The 17485-nt window shown below is 52.6% G+C and carries 13 protein-coding genes and 1 pseudogene; 10 read left to right on the forward strand and 4 right to left on the reverse strand.

Annotation, left to right across the window (positions count from 1 at the left end):
• The 4 genes and pseudogenes from E5358_RS06560 to E5358_RS06575 all read left to right on the forward strand — a co-directional run.
• A pseudogene (locus E5358_RS06560) lies at positions 1 to 303 on the forward strand (IS5/IS1182 family transposase); the annotation flags it as partial.
• A gap of 78 nt (positions 304 to 381) precedes the next feature.
• On the forward strand, positions 382 to 891 hold the full coding sequence (purE, locus tag E5358_RS06565; RefSeq protein WP_135939436.1) for a 5-(carboxyamino)imidazole ribonucleotide mutase: 510 nt from the start codon (positions 382 to 384) through the stop codon (positions 889 to 891).
• Positions 892 to 900: 9 nt separating this feature from the next.
• Positions 901 to 2286, forward strand: a complete 1386-nt coding sequence (gene ispG / locus E5358_RS06570) for a (E)-4-hydroxy-3-methylbut-2-enyl-diphosphate synthase (RefSeq protein ID WP_135939437.1) — start codon at positions 901 to 903, stop codon at positions 2284 to 2286.
• A gap of 107 nt (positions 2287 to 2393) precedes the next feature.
• Positions 2394 to 3125: an acid phosphatase gene (locus E5358_RS06575; RefSeq protein ID WP_135939438.1), complete on the forward strand. Its 732-nt coding sequence runs from the start codon at positions 2394 to 2396 to the stop codon at positions 3123 to 3125.
• Positions 3126 to 3378: 253 nt separating this feature from the next.
• Here E5358_RS06575 and E5358_RS06580 read toward each other — a convergent pair whose 3' ends face one another.
• A complete protein-coding gene (locus E5358_RS06580) occupies positions 3379 to 4509 on the reverse strand; it encodes an AAA family ATPase (RefSeq protein ID WP_135939439.1) in 1131 nt (376 codons plus the stop codon).
• Positions 4510 to 4773: 264 nt separating this feature from the next.
• On the opposite strand from E5358_RS06580, the gene E5358_RS06585 reads away from it, so the two are divergent.
• The 3 genes from E5358_RS06585 to E5358_RS06595 all read left to right on the forward strand — a co-directional run bounded on the left by E5358_RS06585 (position 4774) and on the right by E5358_RS06595 (position 8025).
• Positions 4774 to 6357 carry a capsule assembly Wzi family protein gene (locus E5358_RS06585; protein ID WP_135939440.1) on the forward strand — a complete coding sequence of 528 codons (1584 nt, stop codon included), beginning with the start codon at positions 4774 to 4776 and terminating at the stop codon, positions 6355 to 6357.
• A gap of 63 nt (positions 6358 to 6420) precedes the next feature.
• Positions 6421 to 6858: a lipocalin-like domain-containing protein gene (locus tag E5358_RS06590; protein ID WP_135939441.1), complete on the forward strand. Its 438-nt coding sequence runs from the start codon at positions 6421 to 6423 to the stop codon at positions 6856 to 6858.
• A gap of 45 nt (positions 6859 to 6903) precedes the next feature.
• Positions 6904 to 8025, forward strand: a complete 1122-nt coding sequence (locus E5358_RS06595) for an MraY family glycosyltransferase (protein ID WP_135939442.1) — start codon at positions 6904 to 6906, stop codon at positions 8023 to 8025.
• A 685-nt stretch (positions 8026 to 8710) separates the two neighbouring features.
• Here E5358_RS06595 and E5358_RS06600 read toward each other — a convergent pair.
• The 3 genes from E5358_RS06600 to E5358_RS06610 all read right to left on the reverse strand — a co-directional run bounded on the left by E5358_RS06600 (position 8711) and on the right by E5358_RS06610 (position 12864).
• Positions 8711 to 11059 carry a bifunctional dihydroorotate dehydrogenase B NAD binding subunit/NADPH-dependent glutamate synthase gene (locus E5358_RS06600; protein WP_135939443.1) on the reverse strand — a complete coding sequence of 783 codons (2349 nt, stop codon included), beginning with the start codon at positions 11057 to 11059 and terminating at the stop codon, positions 8711 to 8713.
• A gap of 97 nt (positions 11060 to 11156) precedes the next feature.
• Positions 11157 to 12164, reverse strand: a complete 1008-nt coding sequence (locus E5358_RS06605; protein ID WP_135939444.1) for a glycosyltransferase family 9 protein — start codon at positions 12162 to 12164, stop codon at positions 11157 to 11159.
• Between the two features lie 97 nt (positions 12165 to 12261).
• Positions 12262 to 12864, reverse strand: coding sequence for a DUF4254 domain-containing protein (locus tag E5358_RS06610; protein WP_135939445.1), 603 nt, complete (start codon positions 12862 to 12864; stop codon positions 12262 to 12264).
• Between the two features lie 129 nt (positions 12865 to 12993).
• Here E5358_RS06610 and E5358_RS06615 point away from each other — a divergent pair, with 129 nt between their 5' ends.
• The 3 genes from E5358_RS06615 (at position 12994) to E5358_RS06625 (ending at position 17482) form a co-directional block, all read left to right on the forward strand.
• Positions 12994 to 14967, forward strand: coding sequence for an OPT family oligopeptide transporter (locus E5358_RS06615; protein WP_135939446.1), 1974 nt, complete (start codon positions 12994 to 12996; stop codon positions 14965 to 14967).
• Positions 14968 to 15134: 167 nt separating this feature from the next.
• Entirely contained in the window at positions 15135 to 16388 is a 1254-nt protein-coding gene (gene metK, locus E5358_RS06620) for a methionine adenosyltransferase (protein ID WP_135939447.1), read from the forward strand.
• Positions 16389 to 16525: 137 nt separating this feature from the next.
• Positions 16526 to 17482 (forward strand): DUF4271 domain-containing protein, encoded by a 957-nt coding sequence (locus E5358_RS06625; protein WP_135939448.1) that lies wholly within the window; start codon positions 16526 to 16528, stop codon positions 17480 to 17482.
• Positions 17483 to 17485 lie beyond the last annotated feature (3 nt).

The following is a 17485-nucleotide window of genomic DNA, read 5'->3' on the forward strand; positions in this document are numbered from 1 at the left end:
GACGGCTTGTTCTGCAACCTTGACGCAGGCTTTGACGGCTTGAAACTGCGCCTTGCCATGGACAAGCATGGCATAATCTCCAACGTGTGCCCAAACCGCAGGAATGGCACAGACTCTTCGGAAGAGTATCTGTTTGATGAACTGATGTACAAAGAACGGTGGACAGTAGAGAGGACGAATGCATGGATGGACGGATTCAGGGCTGTGCTTATACGGTTTGACACAACTGTGGATAGCTGGAAAGGGTGGAACTATCTGGCATTCATAGTCATGTTTGTTAAAAAATGTCTTAAATACAATTAGTTTAAACAACTTCAATAAGGAGAACAGACAGCTACAAACGCAAAAACAACATAAAACAACAATAAAAACTACAGAAACATGAAACCATTGGTATCAATCATCATGGGCAGCACAAGCGACCTGCCGGTAATGGAAAAGGCTATGAAATTCCTCGACGAGCAGCAGATTCCTTTCGAAGTGAACGCTCTCTCAGCCCACCGCACTCCCGATGCAGTGGAGGATTTCGCAAAGAATGCTGCCGCACGTGGCATAAAAGTGATTATCGCCGCTGCCGGAATGGCTGCCGCACTGCCGGGAGTCATCGCAGCATCCACGACACTTCCCGTCATAGGTGTGCCTGTCAAAGGCAGCGTGCTTGACGGTGTGGACGCTCTCTACTCCATCATCCAGATGCCGCCGGGAATCCCTGTCGCCACCGTAGGTGTCAACGCGTCACTCAACGCGGCTATCCTCGCAATGGAGATGATAGCCCTCTCCGACACAGCCGTGGCAGAACGCCTCGCTAACTACAAGGCTTCTCTCTGCAAGAAGATAGAGAAGGCTAACCAGGACCTCGCCGAGGTGAAGTACACTTACAAGACTAACTGACACCGGACCATGGAAAGAAGAAGGACTACCGTCACACATGTCGGCACAACTGCCATCGGCGGAGACAACCCGATACGTGTGCAGTCGATGACAACCACCAACACCAACGACACCGTGGCTTGCGTCGAGCAAACCAAACGCATCGTGACTGCCGGCGGAGAGCTTGTCCGCCTGACAACGCAGGGCAACCGCGAGGCGGAGAACATGCGCAACATCTCTGCCGCTCTCAAGGCGGAAGGCATCATGACTCCTCTCGTTGCCGACGTGCATTTCAATGCAAACGTGGCGGACACGGCGGCACTTTACTGTGAGAAGGTGCGCATAAACCCCGGAAACTATGTCGACCCGGCAAGGACTTTCAAGCAGTTGGAGTACACGGACGAGGAATATGCAGCCGAACTGCGTAAGATTGAAAGCCGCTTCGTGCCGTTCCTCGACATCTGCCGCGAGCACAACACCGCCGTGCGCATAGGCGTAAACCACGGCTCACTGTCCGACCGCATCATGTCACGCTACGGCGACACTCCTGCGGGAATCGTCGAGTCATGCCTCGAATTCCTGCGCATCTGCCGCAAGGAGGACTTCAACGATGTCGTCATCTCCATAAAAGCGTCCAACACAGTGGTCATGGTGCAGAGCGTGCGCCTGCTTGTCGAAGCTATGGACAAGGAGGATATGCACTACCCATTGCACCTCGGTGTGACGGAAGCGGGCGAGGGTGAGGACGGCAGAATAAAGTCTGCCGTGGGCATCGGAGCACTCCTGACCGAAGGAATAGGCGACACAATCCGTGTGAGTCTTTCCGAAGAGCCGGAATGCGAGATACCTGTGGCGAAAAAACTCGTGGCTGCAATCGCCGAATGTGCCGGAAAAAGGGAGAACGCTGTCATAACCGACGGCACACTTTTCCTGTCGTTCAGTGAGGACAATCTTGAGGATTTGCAGCTGAAAGCGGCAATGTCGGCAGGCGCACTGCTTATCGACGGCAAGGCGAAAGACCTTGTAATAGAAAACCATTCCGCACTTCTCGACACTGACCTCACCGCCCTTGCCGACAGCATCTTGCAGGCAGCACGAGTACGCTTCACAAAACCTGAGTTCATCTCCTGCCCCGGTTGCGGCCGCACGCTCTACGACCTCCAGTCAACAATAGCACGCATAAAAGAAGCCGTGAACAGCGAAGCGGAGCACGACAGCCGTTTCAAGACACTGAAAATCGGTATCATGGGCTGCATAGTCAACGGTCCGGGCGAAATGGCGGACGCTGATTTCGGCTATGTCGGAGCAGGTCCGGGCCGCGTCTCCCTCTACAAGCAGAAGGAGTGTGTGCAGAAGAACATCCCTGCCGAAGAGGCGGTGGAGCGTCTCATGGAACTTATAAAGGCAAACATTTAATCAGGTTTGTCAGTATTGTCAGTCGCGAAAACAGCGTCAGTACCGTCAGTACTGACACAACTGACAATATTGGCGCGACCTACAACCCTGCCAAACAACAACCCAAAATGAAACCAATCCATCTCATCATCGCCCTCTTCCTCCTTGTCCTGCCTGCCTCTGCGCAGAAAGAGATAAAGAACCAGAAATGGGGCTACGGCTTGACATTCCTCGATGAAGGCGACAGTATGCCCGACGCCCTGCACTACCTCCCGGCACCACCGGAGTTCGGAACGGAGGAATTCACCAACGACAGCATCATCTACGAAAAGGGCAAGCGCCTGCGTCTCACGGCACGCGGCGACACAGCCGTAATGGATGCCAACACATCCATAGCGTACTATCTCAAACGCTTCTCGCCCGCCGTGGGCAAAGAACTGACCGAAAAGAACTGCCCTGTGCTCACAAAGACCCTGAAAGGGCTGATGCAGGACGTGCGAGGCGGCATACAGCACGCCAAGAACACCTTCGCGCGCCACCGCCCATACCAGCATTTCAAGGAGGCGACCCCTATCCCCGAGGACGAGGGACCTACGGACTACACATCCTATCCGTCAGGCCACACCGTGCGCGCATGGGCGGCTGCGATGCTCCTCACCGCCATCTATCCCGAGCATGGAACGGAAATCATGCGCGTAGGCTATGAACTCGGTGCCAGCCGCACTATCGTGGGCTTCCACTACCAGAGCGACACCGACGCCGCACGCCTTTGCGCAAGCGCAGGTTTCGCACGCCTCTGTGCAAAGGAAAGTTTCCTCAAAGCCCTCGAAAACTGCAAGAAAGAGGCACGGAAGCTGTGATGTCGCATAAAACACACTATACTGACAACAAGAAACAGCTGTGCATTTCAGCACACAGCTGTCGAAGATAACAGATTGTTGGCAAATTGTTGACATGGCACAAGGTAACACTTGACCATGCAAAAGGTAACGTTTTACATCACGAAAGGTAACCTTTTACCATGCAAAAGGTTACCTTTGGAAATGCTGCATCTGCCAGGTATGTTTCTCATGCGGATTCTTGAGGATTTCTGAGGATTATCCCCACGTATCTTCAGAATCCGCATGAGACTCTCAACCATATACCCATGAAGCGGTCATAGACTTGGTAGCTGTTACCATTGTCCATGACAAACTCGTTCTTCAGCAGGTTCTCCAGTGCGCGGTTGATGCTGCTCGATGCGCCTAACGAATGGCTTTGCAGGAAATCCTTTCCATTGATGCTCTCCACAGTGCCTTCCTTGGCAATGGCTGTCAGCAGCTTCCGCTGGTTGAGGGTCAGCATGGAGAGCTGTTGCTGGAAATTAAACTCCTCCTCGCTGATTATTATCCTTATGCATTCGTTGATGTCCGGCTCACAGACATTGCCTTCGCAAATCTCGAAAACCTTGTTCAACAGACGCTGTATGTACCACGTGTGCCCGAACAATACTGTGTACAGATAATGGAAAGTGCCTTCATCCATCGTGATACCCCTTTTGGCAAAGTGGCATGCGGCAAACCTATGGTATTTCCTTTCGTCAATGCTTCCGATGTGCATCTTCTGCGTGCTTTGGTAGAAAGGTCGTTTCGGTGACATGAACATGTCAAGCATTATATGGCGCTTGCTGCCTGAAAATATGAAACTTACGTTCGGAAGGAACTGGATGTGGGAGCGAATCATAGCCTCTGCCCCTTTCTCCGGATATTCCGTTATCTGCTGGAACTCGTCGATGGCGACGACACATTCCCTGCCACTCTGCTTCATATACTCGAAAATCTCTCCCAATGTCTGCTCTGCATTGTCAGGGACAAAATCGAGAGTCACCGACGGCGCGCCCGTCATGCTGTCGACAGAGACAACAGGACGGCAGCTTTTGAAGAACGATGTCAGTCTGCCGAGCATCGTTTCGCTGAATGAATCCAGCTGCCCGAGGATGGTTTGGGCTAACAGCAGTGTGAACTCTCTAAGCGAATTGGTGGGGAAAATGTCAAGATAGAAGCATTTCACTTCCGGCATGTCCTTGCCTATACGGTGGAAAGCGTTATGTATGAGCCCTGTCTTGCCCATGCGCCGGCTACTCACCAGTGTGATGTTCCTCCCGTTTTCCAGCGCGGAAATTAGGGTCGCGGTCTCTTCTTCGCGGTCGCAGAAGAACTCCGGACTGATGTATCCGTATGTCAGGAAAGGGTTCTTTGTCTTCATTGTAACGGTCTTTGTGTTAGGATTTTATGCTTATTGCGCAAATTGCGTAACGCAAATTGCGCTACAAAGATAAGCATTTAATTTTGAAAAACAAAGAAATTCGCGTCATTTTGATTGCGAGAAGGTGGAAAGCGGGGAAATGGACAGGCAGGAAAAGAAACTTTCCAATTTATTGCATCAATTATAAAATAAACAAGGTCGTTTTGCGTTAAAAACTAAAGGACTATGATTCTGCGGGCTTCTCCGCAATGAAGATTTATGAGAATGACAAAGAGAACATATACATTGGTGGCGGCGGTGTTGGGCAGCCTGTCCGTCTTCGGGCAGACTGAGGGCGGTGCAGATGCAAAGCGCGACATCTTCTCCGGCATAGGTGCGTATGCCGAGACACAGGTGACGGTGGGCAAAGGGCACAATCCTTTGTGGCTCAACGCCAACAAATACGGTCTCTCGTCGCTCGATTCGGACAACGGATACTTGCGTGTGGCGGTGGAGCGTGATGTCGCTGCCGACAGCACACGACGGTGGGGAGTGGGCTACGGGCTGGACATCGCCACGGCGTACAACACGACCTCGTCGTTCATTGTGCAGCAGGCGTATTTTGAGGGGCGTTACAAGCTCGGTTCGCTGACCATAGGCAGCAAGCAGCAGCCTATGGAACTGCGTGACAATGAGCTTGCAAGCGGTGCGCAGACCCTCGGCATCAATGCGCGTCCCGTGCCTCAGGTGCGCCTCGGGCTTAACGACTACTGGACGATTCCTATACTCGGCAGGTGGTTTGCCTTCAAGGGTCATCTCGCCTTCGGCATGATGACCGACGGCAACTGGCAGGAATCGTTTGCCAAAGGGACACCGAACAAATGGAACAAGAACACGCGCTATCATCAGAAATCCGGCTATCTGCGCATTGGAAAGGACGATGAACATCATCATCTGACACTTACTCTCGGACTGGAAATGGCAGCGCAGTTCGGCGGAACTGTCTACAACTGGGCAGGAACGGACGAGAACGAGAACCATGAGGAGGCGGTCAAGCTGAAGAACAACCTCGGAAGCTACTGGAATGCCTTTGTAGGCAGTGCGACAGCCGATGCCGGTGAGGGGATTTATGAGAACGCCGAAGGCAACATCCTCGGTTCGTGGGTGGCACGGTTGCAGTGGAATGACGACCGTGTGACGGCAGGACTGTACATGGACCATTACTTTGAGGACCATTCGGGACTGTTCTTCCTCGATTATGACGGCTACGGTTCGGGCGAGAACTGGAATGTGAAGGAGCGCAGCCGGTATTTCGTTTATTCATTGAAGGACTTCAATCTCGGCTTTGACTTGCAGTTGAAGAAGGTGAAAATCGTCAACAAATTCGTGCTGGAATACATGAACACCACGTACCAGTCCGGTCCTATCTACCATGACCGCACGGAGAACATCAGCGACCATGTTGCCGGACGGGACGACTACTATAACCACTATTGCCTTTCCGGGTGGCAGCATTGGGGGCAGGTGATGGGCAATCCGCTGTACCTCTCCCCTCTTTACAACGATGACGGGTACATAGGAACGCACTGCAACCGCTTCCGCGCTGTGCATTTCGGTGTTGCCGGCGACCCTCTTCAGGGACTGCACTACCGCCTGAAGGCAAGCTGGCAGAAGGGTTGGGGCAGGTATGCAGACCCATACATGTCACCGAAGGAGAACACGAGCCTGCTTCTCGAGGCCTCCTACCGCACTCCGAAAGAGTCCTCTTTCCTGCGCCCTGTGACCTTCACCCTCGGACTTGGCGCGGACTTCGGTGAGCTTCGCGGCGACAACAAGGCAGTGCAGATGACGGTAAAGTATGAGCTTTAGTTTTTCACAAACCTAACAAGTTGTCAAATTGTCAAGTTGTCAAATTAGAAAAAAACACAAACCATGAAAAAAACAATCTACGCCATAATCCTCTCGGCTGTGCTTGCGGCATGCTCGCTGCACAGTTCCGACAACGGCAAACTGGACGGCTACTGGTCGTTAAGGCAGGTGGACACGCTCAGCAGCGGTGTCTCTGTGGACTACAGCGGGCAGCGTGTGTTCTGGGCTTTCCAGGCAGACTTGATGCAGTCGGAGGACATGCCCACAAGAATGCAGTTCGTCTACCGTTTCAGCCATGCAAAAGACACAGTGGCTGTCACCGAACCTTATCTCTCCGACCGTACCTTGGGGGATGGGAAAGTGACGGAAGACAAATGGTTTGCCGACATCAACCGCCACGGAATCAACAGTCTGCAAGACTCCTTTTTCGTAGAGCGGCTGACGGGAGACAGAATGGTGCTGCGTGACAAGATGCTTCGTCTGCACTTTGAGAAATATTGAAAAGGCATCAGGACTGACTATTATAGAACATACAAAGGACTTACAATGAACGTTATATTTGTTTTGGCTGTGACCTTCGTCATCACCCTCTGCATAGGCATTTTCCTCACCCCGCGTGTGGTGGCTGTGGCGAAAGAGCTCCACCTCTATGACCTTCCCGACAGCAGGAAGGTGCATCAGATTCCCATTCCGAGGGTGGGCGGCGTGATGTTCCTCCCCACTGTGGTCATTGCTATTACGCTTGTGCTGGTGGTACTGCTGCGCATGGGCGTGATGGGCGACAAGGTTTGGGAAGGTGCCACGATACAGCATTTCATGGCATATATGGCAGGGGCGATGATGCTCTATGTCATAGGATTGTACGACGACATACACGGAGTGGGCTACAAGATGAAGTTCTGCGTGCAGATTTCTGCCGCCGTGCTGCTCTGCGTGAGCGGACTTTGGGTGGCAGACTTCTCCTATGTCTTCTTCATCCGTGCCGTCCCGTTTTGGATAGGCATGCCTTTCACGGTGCTCTTCGTGGTCTATGTCACCAACGCCATGAACCTTATCGACGGCATTGACGGACTTGCATCGGGGCTGTCCATAGTGGCGATGACGGTGATTGCCGGGCTGAACATCATCTCCGGGAACTTCACGTGGGCACTGATTCCGGTGGCTTATCTCGGAGTGCTTGTCTCTTTCTTTTATTATAATGTGTTCTGCAAGCGCGACAAGACCTTCATGGGCGATGCAGGAAGCCTCACTCTGGGCTTCACGCTGTCGTTCCTTATCCTGCATTTCTGGCAAAAGGACCCGGTGTGGAATGTCTCTCTCCACAACATTGGTATAGTGGCGCTGAGCACACTTGCCATACCTCTGCTCGACGTTGTGCGCGTTTTCGCCTCCCGTCTGCGTGACGGACGCAACCCGTTCCTGCCGGACAAGAACCATATCCACCACAAACTCCTGCGCGCCGGACTTACGGGAAGGATGACGATGGTGGCGATACTGCTCCTGTCTGTCATGTTCATCACGGTCAATTATCTTGTCTCCAACATCAGCCAGACACTGATGATTGTCGTCGATGTGCTGCTTTTCGTGGTTATGCACTATGCCATAAACTTCTTTATCTTCAGGAAAGAGGGGCGCGGTAATGTCTGGGACAAGACATTCTCGTTATGAAAACTCCGAATGGCACTTGCCGGAACCATATTCCGAAGTGGCTGTATGAAAACCATGGGAAGCTATTGCATACTATTCTTTTCCGTAGTGCAGAATGAGTTTTAATGTTTTTTTAGTGAGTGCTCAACTTGTATGTGAGTAAAAAACAGTACCTTTGGAAGGTATTATTTTTTAACTCCAACTCAATAAGAAAAATGAAAGAGAAAACTACATCATCTTCTTCCTCATGGTCTATAACCTTAAAGGCATGAAACTGCTTCAGAAGGCTGACCGTTCACAGCTCATGGCACTTCCTTCTGACATCTACATCCTCTGCTATGCTTCCGGCAAGACCGTGAAAGTGATACTGTAAGGCTTTATCCACTCTGATAATGAGAGAATAAATGAGATTACAGCTGTCCTGAAACCATAATGTCTATATATATTATGGTTTAGGGCAGCTATAATCATAGCTTTATTGCATCTGTATAATCATATTATCAGGCGTTAGGACAGGTCGGAATGTGAACCGGTGCGGAGCATGAGAAGAGTAAGTGCACCACCATCCTGCTGCCACACCATAAGCCAATCGCTGTTGTAAGGATTCATTCTTTGCCAAAGCCGATAAGTTTTGATAATTGCAAAACCTCCCACCGGCAGCCTGTTGCAAGGCGGTCGGTGGGAGGTTGCGTTTATGATTAGTTGGTTATTCGCTCAGAGCGGCATCCATGTTCGCCGCTGCACGGCGTCCGTCGCCCATTGCGAGGATGACTGTCGCACCGCCGCGGACGATGTCGCCGCCGGCATAAAGTCCTTTGTGGGATGACTCCATGTTGTCATTCACGACGATGGTGTTCTTGCGTCCGAGCTCCAAGCCTGCAACAGACTTAGGCACAAGTGGGTTAGGAGATACTCCGACAGCCACGACGACCTGGTCGGCGTCTATCGTAATGCGCTTGCCGGTGTCAACAGGTGAGCGGCGTCCGGAAGCGTCCGGCTCTCCGAGTTCCATGACAGCAAGCACCGCCTGCTTTACAGCACCGTTCTCGTCACCTATGTACTCGACAGGATTATGCAGCGTAAGGAAGTTTATTCCCTCCTCCTTTGCATGCTTCACTTCCTCCAGACGTGCCGGCATCTCAGCTTCCGAACGACGGTAGACGAGAGTCACATCAGCACCGAGACGCTTCGCCGTACGGCATGAGTCCATCGCTGTGTTGCCTCCGCCGACAACAAGGACGGACTTCGCAGGGTTGAGCGGTGTGTCCATTGTCGGGTTGGCAGCGTCCATAAGGTTGACACGTGTGAGATATTCGTTGGACGACATGATGTTCAGGAGGTTCTCTCCGCTGATGTTCATGAAGTTAGGAAGACCCGCACCTGAGCCGACAAAGATGCCTTTGAATCCCTGCTGCTCAAGCTCATCGACAGAGATTGTCTTGCCGACAACAGTGTCTGTGTAGAACTTCACACCGAGTTTGCGGAGGTTGTCTATCTCAAACTCCACGATACTGTTAGGAAGACGGAACTCAGGGATGCCGTATTTCAGCACGCCGCCTATCTCGTGGAGAGCCTCGAAGACATGAACCTCGTAGCCTTTCTTGACCATATCGCTGGCGAAAGACAGTCCTGAAGGACCGGAACCGACGACAGCCACCTTGATGCCATTGGCAGGTGCGCACTCAGGGAGTGCCGCCTTGCCGCTCTCGCGCTCATAGTCGGCAGCGAAACGCTCAAGATAGCCGATAGCCACAGCCGGCTCATTCATCTTCAGATGTATACACTTTGACTCACACTGCTTCTCCTGCGGGCATACACGTCCACAGACAGCAGGGAGTGCGGAAGTGGATTTCAGCACTTTTGCAGCGGCAAGGAACTCTCCTCGCTCTATGTTCTTGACGAACGAAGGAATATTGATGCTTACCGGACAGCCCTCCACACACTGCGGTTTCGGACAGTCAAGGCAGCGTTTTGCCTCAATGAGAGCCTGCTCAGGGGTGAGACCCTTGTTGACCTCCTCCGTGCGGGTTGTGGCACGATAGACAGGGTCAAGCTCAGGCATCGTCACTCGCTCGATGGCGGTGCGCTCCTTCGGCTTCATCGCCTTGCGCAGTTCCTCACGCCAAGGAGCGTTGCGGTCGGTCAGTTCCGACAGCGGAGCATCGGCAGAGTCAGCATTTTCAGCAGTTGCGGCGACAGCCTTGCAGGTCTCCTCAGCGTCATCCTTGTCCGCAAGGTGCTCGGCGAAATGCTCCAGTTCGTCACGCTCGGCATTCTTGAAAGTGCCCATACGCTTCAGCATCTCGTCCCAATCGACAAGCGCGGCGTCAAATTCAGGACCGTCGATGCACACGAACTTTGTCTTTCCGCCTATTGAAAGGCGGCATGCACCACACATTCCCGTTCCGTCGACCATGATAGTGTTGAGCGACACCTCTGTCGGAATGTCATGCTTCAGGGTGGTCATTGACGCGAACTTCATCATTATTGCAGGACCGATGGCTATCGCCTTGTCGATATGCTCCCGGTCTATGAACTTCTCCATGCCCACGGTCACGACACCTTTCTCGCCCTTTGAGCCGTCATCGGTCATTACAATCACCTCGTCGGAATATTTCCTTATCTCGTCCTCGAGGATGACAAGCTCGGCTGTGCGTCCCGCAATGACAGACAGCACACGGTTTCCGGCAGCCTTCAATGCCTTGACGATAGGCAGCAGCGGTGCCGTGCCGACACCTCCGGAAGCACAGAGCACAGTGCCATAGTTCTCGATTCGTGTGGCGTTGCCAAGAGGTCCGACGATGTCAAGGATAGTGTCGCCGACATTAAGGCGACAGAGCTTCTTGCTTGACAGTCCCACTTCCTGAACCACAAGTGTGATTGTTCCTTTGCTTGTGTCAGCGTCCGCGATGGTCAGCGGCATGCGCTCACCCTTCTTGTCGACACGTACAATGACAAAATGCCCCGCCTTTCTTGACTTTGCAATCAGCGGTGCCTCAACCTCGAAAAGGAAAACCTTCTCGGAGAACTGTTCTTTTCTAATGATTTTGTTCATGTTATAGTGGTGTTTTTAAGTAACTATTGTAAATTATTTTACATTTAAGTTATGTTTGTACTAAAACTAATTTCCAACAGTTACTTGTTTATCTTAATTACAGATATTTCCCGACTTTCCCGACAATCTCCTCCGGCTTTATGCTGTTCAGGCAGGCATAATCGCCACGCAGGCAAGGCTTGTTGCCGTAGATGCTGCACGGGCGGCACGGCAGTTCCGCCTGCACAATGTCATCCTTGCTCTGTCCCCAGCCCATGAAGCCCGTGAACGGATGCGTCGCTCCCCAGATGCTTACGACCGGTGTGCCGACAAGGGATGCGAGATGCATGTTGCCCGAATCCATTGTCACCATGCACTTCATGCGCTTCATCACGGCAAGCTCATCGCCCATGTCACGGCAGAACTCCCCGGCATACAGCACATTGTCATACATGCTTTGCCATGTGCTGAACTGCGCTTTGTCCCTCGGTCCGCCGCCGAAGAGGTAGATGCTGAGGTCGGGATGCTGCCTTTTCAGCAGTCTGATGACCGTCTCCATCTTGTCCACAGGGTAGATTTTGCCGTCATGGGCGGCAAAAGGAGCTATGCCGACAGCCTTTTCCGGGATTCCGACAGGCGGCTCTTTCGGTGACAGAGGCGCTTCCTTTGGAATCTCGAAATCCAGTCCCAGCCGGCTGAACACTGCCTTGTATTTCTCGAAGGAAGTGGCCTGCTGCATTAGGATTTTATCCTCCCGGCGTGTTATTTCCTTCCTTGCGGCGCGGTTCTTGTCGATATAAGATACAGGGATGCCCGCCATGCGGAAACGCAGACGGGCATATTTTGTGCGCAGGACATCATGCAAGTCTGCCACCATGTCCGGTTTCAGTGCACGGAGGTCATGATAGACATGCCTCAGTCCGCCGATACCTTTGTAGCGGCTGTCTTTCAGGTTCATCCCCACAAATTCCACATTCGGTGCAAGTCCCTCGTAGAACGCCTTGGCAAACGGACGGCTGACCATGATGATGTGTATGTCCGGGTGTGCCATGGCAAGAGCCTTGACTACAGGCACTGTCATGGCGACATCGCCGATGGCAGAGAATCTTATGCAGAGTAGTTTCATTAAGTTGGTTGCGGGTCGGAGAGGTGGGGCGTGGGGATTCCGGCTTGATGTAACATGATGCATCAAGCCATAATCCGCGCCCTACTCCTCCGGGTGCTTATTTCTTGTAAAGGACAGGGTTTGTTGTTGGGTCGTTGTACATCTTCATCTGTCGGTAGACCTTCATGTACTTGCGTCCTGCCTCGATGTCGGCGAGGAGCTGGTCGATGGCAGTAGGGAGGTCGACGTTCTGTTCGAGCAGTACATCGAGCTTCGCCTTGCATTTTGCCTTGTGTTCCGATTGCGCATCGTCGCGCTCCACCTGTTCCTTCATGTGGTAAATCTTCAGTTGCAGGATAGAGAGGCGGTCAATCGCCCATGCCGGCGACTCTGTGTTGATTGTCGCGCCGTCAAGGATTTCCACGTCGGCGTACAGCTTCAGGAAATAAGAGTCTATCTGTTCCACAAGGTCAGTGCGGTCCTGGTTCGACTTGTCGATGCGCCTTTTCAGCACGACAGCCTCTTCCGGAGCAATCTGCGGGTCACGGATGATGTCCTCAAAGTGCCACTGCACGGTGTCTATCCAGCACTTCAGGTACAGCCGGTTCTCTATTGTTCCTTCTTCGTAAGGGTTGTTTATCGGGGTGTCGACGTTATCTTTCACATGGTAATCGGCGATAGCGCGATTGAAGATGTTGATGGCGTTTTCAGTAAAACTCATAGCCTTGTAGTTTGATTATTATCTTTTGCAAAGGTAGTCATTTTTAATGATTTGTCAAAATAAAAAGGAGCTTTATTCGGCATTCTCAAGAAAAATGAGTAATTTTGCACTCTGATTTAATAATATATTATGGCAAAACTACCAGAAAATGCCTTCCGCGAGCTGAAGGAGGGTGAAAATTACGAGCCGGTGCTCTCTCCCAAGGAGAGCCATCCGGAGGTCAATATGTGGTCCGTATGTTGGGGATTGCTCATGGCGGTTGTGTTCTCCGCCGCGGCAGCGTTCCTCGGTCTGAAGGTGGGACAGGTGTTTGAGGCAGCCATCCCTATCGCCATCATCGCCGTTGGAGTGTCCTCTGCCACAAAGCGCAGCAAGGCTTTGGGCGAGAATGTCATCATCCAGAGCATCGGAGCATGTTCGGGAGTCATCGTGGCGGGAGCGATTTTCACGCTTCCTGCTCTATATATCATCCAGGCGAAGTATCCGGAGGTGACGGTGAGCTTCATCCAAGTGTTCCTCTCCTCCCTTCTCGGCGGCATCCTCGGCATACTTTTCCTCATCCCGTTCCGCAAGTTCTTTGTCAAGGAGCAGCATGGAAAGTACCCTTTCCCTGAGGCTACGGCTACGGCACAGGTGCTTGTCAGCGGTGAGGAAGGTGGCGGTCAGGCGAAGACTTTGCTCACTGCCGGCGCGATAGGCGGCATCTATGACTTCCTCGTCTCCACGTTCGGCACATGGGCGGAAGCGTTCTCCACACGTGCCATCCCTTACGGCGCGGCTCTTGCGGAGAAGGCAAAACTGGTGTTCAGCATAAACACCAGTGCTGCGGTTCTCGGACTCGGCTACATCGTGGGCTTGAAGTATGCGGCGATAATCTGTGCCGGTTCGGCGGTAGTATGGTTCGGTCTTGTGCCGCTTATGCCTTTCCTTGGCGACGAGACGCTGCAGATGCTCAACCCGACATTCGACCTTGCCGCCCTCGGCAGTGTCACGGACATGTCACCGGAGCTGATTTTCAGCACTTTCGCCCGCCACATCGGTATCGGAGGCATCGCCATGGCAGGCTTGATAGGCATTGTGAAGCAGTGGGGAATCATACGCAGCGCGATAGGACTTGCGAGCCGTGAGCTGAAAGGTTCGGGCGCAACAACCGGCAAGGTGGAGCGCACACAGCAGGACATCTCCATGAAAATCATTGCCGTGGGAGTCATTGTGGCTCTTGTGGCGACATTCATCTTCTTCTATGTCGGCGTGGTTGACTTCAACCTCATGCACGCTGTTGTCGGCATTCTCGTCATCGGCGTCATAGCGTTCCTGTTCACCACCGTGGCAGCCAATGCCATTGCCATTGTCGGAACGAACCCTGTTTCTGGCATGACCCTCATGACCCTTATCCTCGCTTCCGTCATTATGGTTGCCGTAGGGCTTAAAGGCTCTGCCGGAATGGTGGCGGCACTGGTCATGGGCGGTGTTGTCTGCACGGCATTGTCCACGGCAGGCGGCTTTGTGACCGACCTCAAGATAGGCTATTGGCTTGGCACAACACCTAAGAACCAGGAGATGTGGAAGTTCCTCGGAGTGCTTGTAAGTGCTGCCACAGTGGGAGGAGTGATGATTGTCCTGAACAAGACTTTCGGCTTTGTGGGCGAGAATGCCCTTGTCGCTCCGCAGGCAAACGCCATGGCAGCGGTGATAGAGCCACTGATGTCAGGCACGGGTGCGCCATGGCTGCTGTACGGAATCGGTGCGCTGTTGGCGTTGGTTCTCAACTATGCCGGTGTCCCTGCCCTCGCCTTCGCCCTCGGTATGTTCATCCCTATGGAACTTAACGCCCCGCTTGTCGTGGGTGGCGCGATAAACTGGTTTGTCACAACACGCAGCAAGGACAAGGCTGTCAACGAGGCACGTGGCGAGAAAGGCACGCTCATCGCCAGCGGTCTCATCGCCGGCGGAGCGTTGATGGGCGTTGTTTCGGCGTTCATCCGCTTCCTCGAGTATGACTTTGTGAACACCGTATGGCTTGAGAATCCGATGTCAGAGGTGGCAAGTCTCGCGGTGTATGTCCTCCTCATAGCATACTTCGTTAAGGCAACGAAAAAGTAAGGGTTGGCATGCACACGGCAAAGTGTAACCTTTTACCACATGAAAGGTTACTTTCCGCCATGTCAAAGGCTACACTTTGCATAGTAAAAGCTAACCTTTGATAACTCTTTAAAATACAAGATGTTACATAAAGTGTAATTAATAACGAACAAAACGAAAACAGATATATGTACCTTTTCACATCAGAATCAGTATCGGAAGGGCATCCTGACAAGGTTGCCGACCAGATAAGCGATGCCCTCCTTGACCAGTTTCTCGCCTACGACGAGAAGTCCCACTGCGCCATAGAGACATTTGTCACCACCGGACAGGTGGTCATCATGGGCGAGGTCTCCTCCCGTGAATATGTTGATTTGCAGACCATTGCCCGCCGAACAATCAACAGAATCGGCTATACGAAGTCCGAATATCAGTTTGACGGCAACTCCTGCGGCATCATGACCGCCATCCATGAGCAGTCGGGCGACATCAACCAGGGTGTCTCCCGTGCCGAGGAGGACGAGCAGGGAGCAGGCGACCAGGGCATGATGTTCGGCTATGCCACCACGGAGACCGACCGCTATATCCCTGTCTCACTGGACATTGCCCACCTCATCATGAAGACCCTTGCCGAAATCCGCAAGGAAGGCAGGGAAATGCTGTACCTCCGCCCGGACTCAAAGTCGCAGGTTACGGTGGAATACAGTGACGAGGGTGTGCCACAGCGCATAGACACCATTGTCGTTTCCACACAGCACGACGACTTTGACGAGGACGAGGCGATGCTCGCAAAGATACGCGAGGACGTGCTCAACATCCTCATGCCACGCGTGAAGGCACAGCTCAGAAGCGACAAGATGCTGGCGTTGTTCAACGACGACATCAAGTATTTCGTCAATCCTACGGGCAAGTTTGTCATCGGAGGACCTCACGGCGACACCGGACTCACAGGGCGCAAAATCATTGTCGACACTTACGGCGGCAAGGGAGCGCACGGCGGCGGAGCCTTTTCCGGCAAAGACCCTTCCAAGGTTGACCGTTCTGCGGCATACGCTGCGCGCCACATCGCCAAGAACATGGTGGCCGCCGGTGTTGCCGACGAGATGCTTGTGCAGCTCGCTTATGCCATCGGCGTGGCACAGCCTGTCAGCATTTATGTTGACACCTACGGCAAGAGCAACGTGAAGATGACGGACGGTGAGATAGCAGAGAAGATACGCCAAATGTTCGACCTCCGCCCGAAGGCAATTGAGCGTGCGCTGAAGCTCCGCCAGCCTATCTACAGCGAGACAGCCGCCTACGGTCATGTGGGCCGTGAGAGCAAGGTTGTCAGGAAGACATTCACCTCACTCTACCACGACACGAAAGAGGTGGAGGTGGAGCTGTTCACATGGGAGAAACTTGACCGTGTGGAGGAGATAAAGAAAGCGTTTGGACTTTAATTAATGGTTTAGGTCAGTATTGTCATTATTGGCAGTTATGTCAGTACTGACCGGACAATACTGTCAATAATGACAACTCTGACAATATTGACAAAACTGTCATTACTGACCAAAGAAAAACAACCCCTCAACAACCCTTGCTTCAGGAAACGGATTCCATACAGAAAGCTGTCGAGACGGTGCCCGCGACCTTGTCGCCAGACTCCGTCGAGAAAGAGCAGATTCCCGACTTCACCTCCAAGAAAAGCCACTGGGAGGTGAAGGTGGACTCTGTCCTCATGCCTGATGCCGGTGAGGAAGTGAAGGCAGAGGTGAAGCCGCTGCCGAAATACTACAAGGAGTCTTTCTTTGCAAAGGACTCCCTTCTGCACAGCGAGATTCACGGCGGACGCTACGGCATCCCGGGCGACCCGGTGCCTTACACCATACAGAGGGACGATGTGCTCACCCCGGTGCTCATCTTCCTCGTCTTCCTGCTGATGTTCTCCGCAAAGCGTTCATGGAAGACTTTCCGCATGCAGGCAAAGCATTTCTTCCATGACTTCCGCAAAGGCTCTATCATGGAGAAGGAGTCCATCTCCGGCACTGTCTACCTTTTCTTTGCCGGAGTGTACACCATGGTGATTCTCTCGCTCCTGTTCTACTTCTACGCCAAGGCATATGTCGCGGAGGTGTATGTGACGCTCAGCGAGTACACCCTCATGGGGTTCTTCTTCGCCAGTGTGCTAAGCATGTGGGGATTGGAGACAGCACTGCAGCAGTTTGCCAATTATGTCTTCTTCACCCCCCGCGACCGCTCGTTGTGGACGGCGGTGAAGATGATGTCGACGGCATGGCTCGGCATCCTGCTGACCCCCGTGTTCCTCCTCCTCGCCTACTTCAAGCTCAACGAGGGAAACGCACTTATATACGCGCTGATTGTCATTATATTTGTCAAATTATTGCTGTTTTATAAGTGCTTTCTCATATTTTTCAAGAAAAGAGGTGCATTTCTGCAGATTTTTTTGTACTTTTGCACACTTGAAATTGTGCCGCCATTGATATTGTGGGGTATTTTGGTAACTATAGCCAACTATCTGAAAGTAAATTATTAACTT

The sequence above is a fragment of the Palleniella muris genome (assembly GCF_004792655.1).
In the GTDB taxonomy this organism is placed as follows: domain Bacteria; phylum Bacteroidota; class Bacteroidia; order Bacteroidales; family Bacteroidaceae; genus Prevotella; species Prevotella muris_A.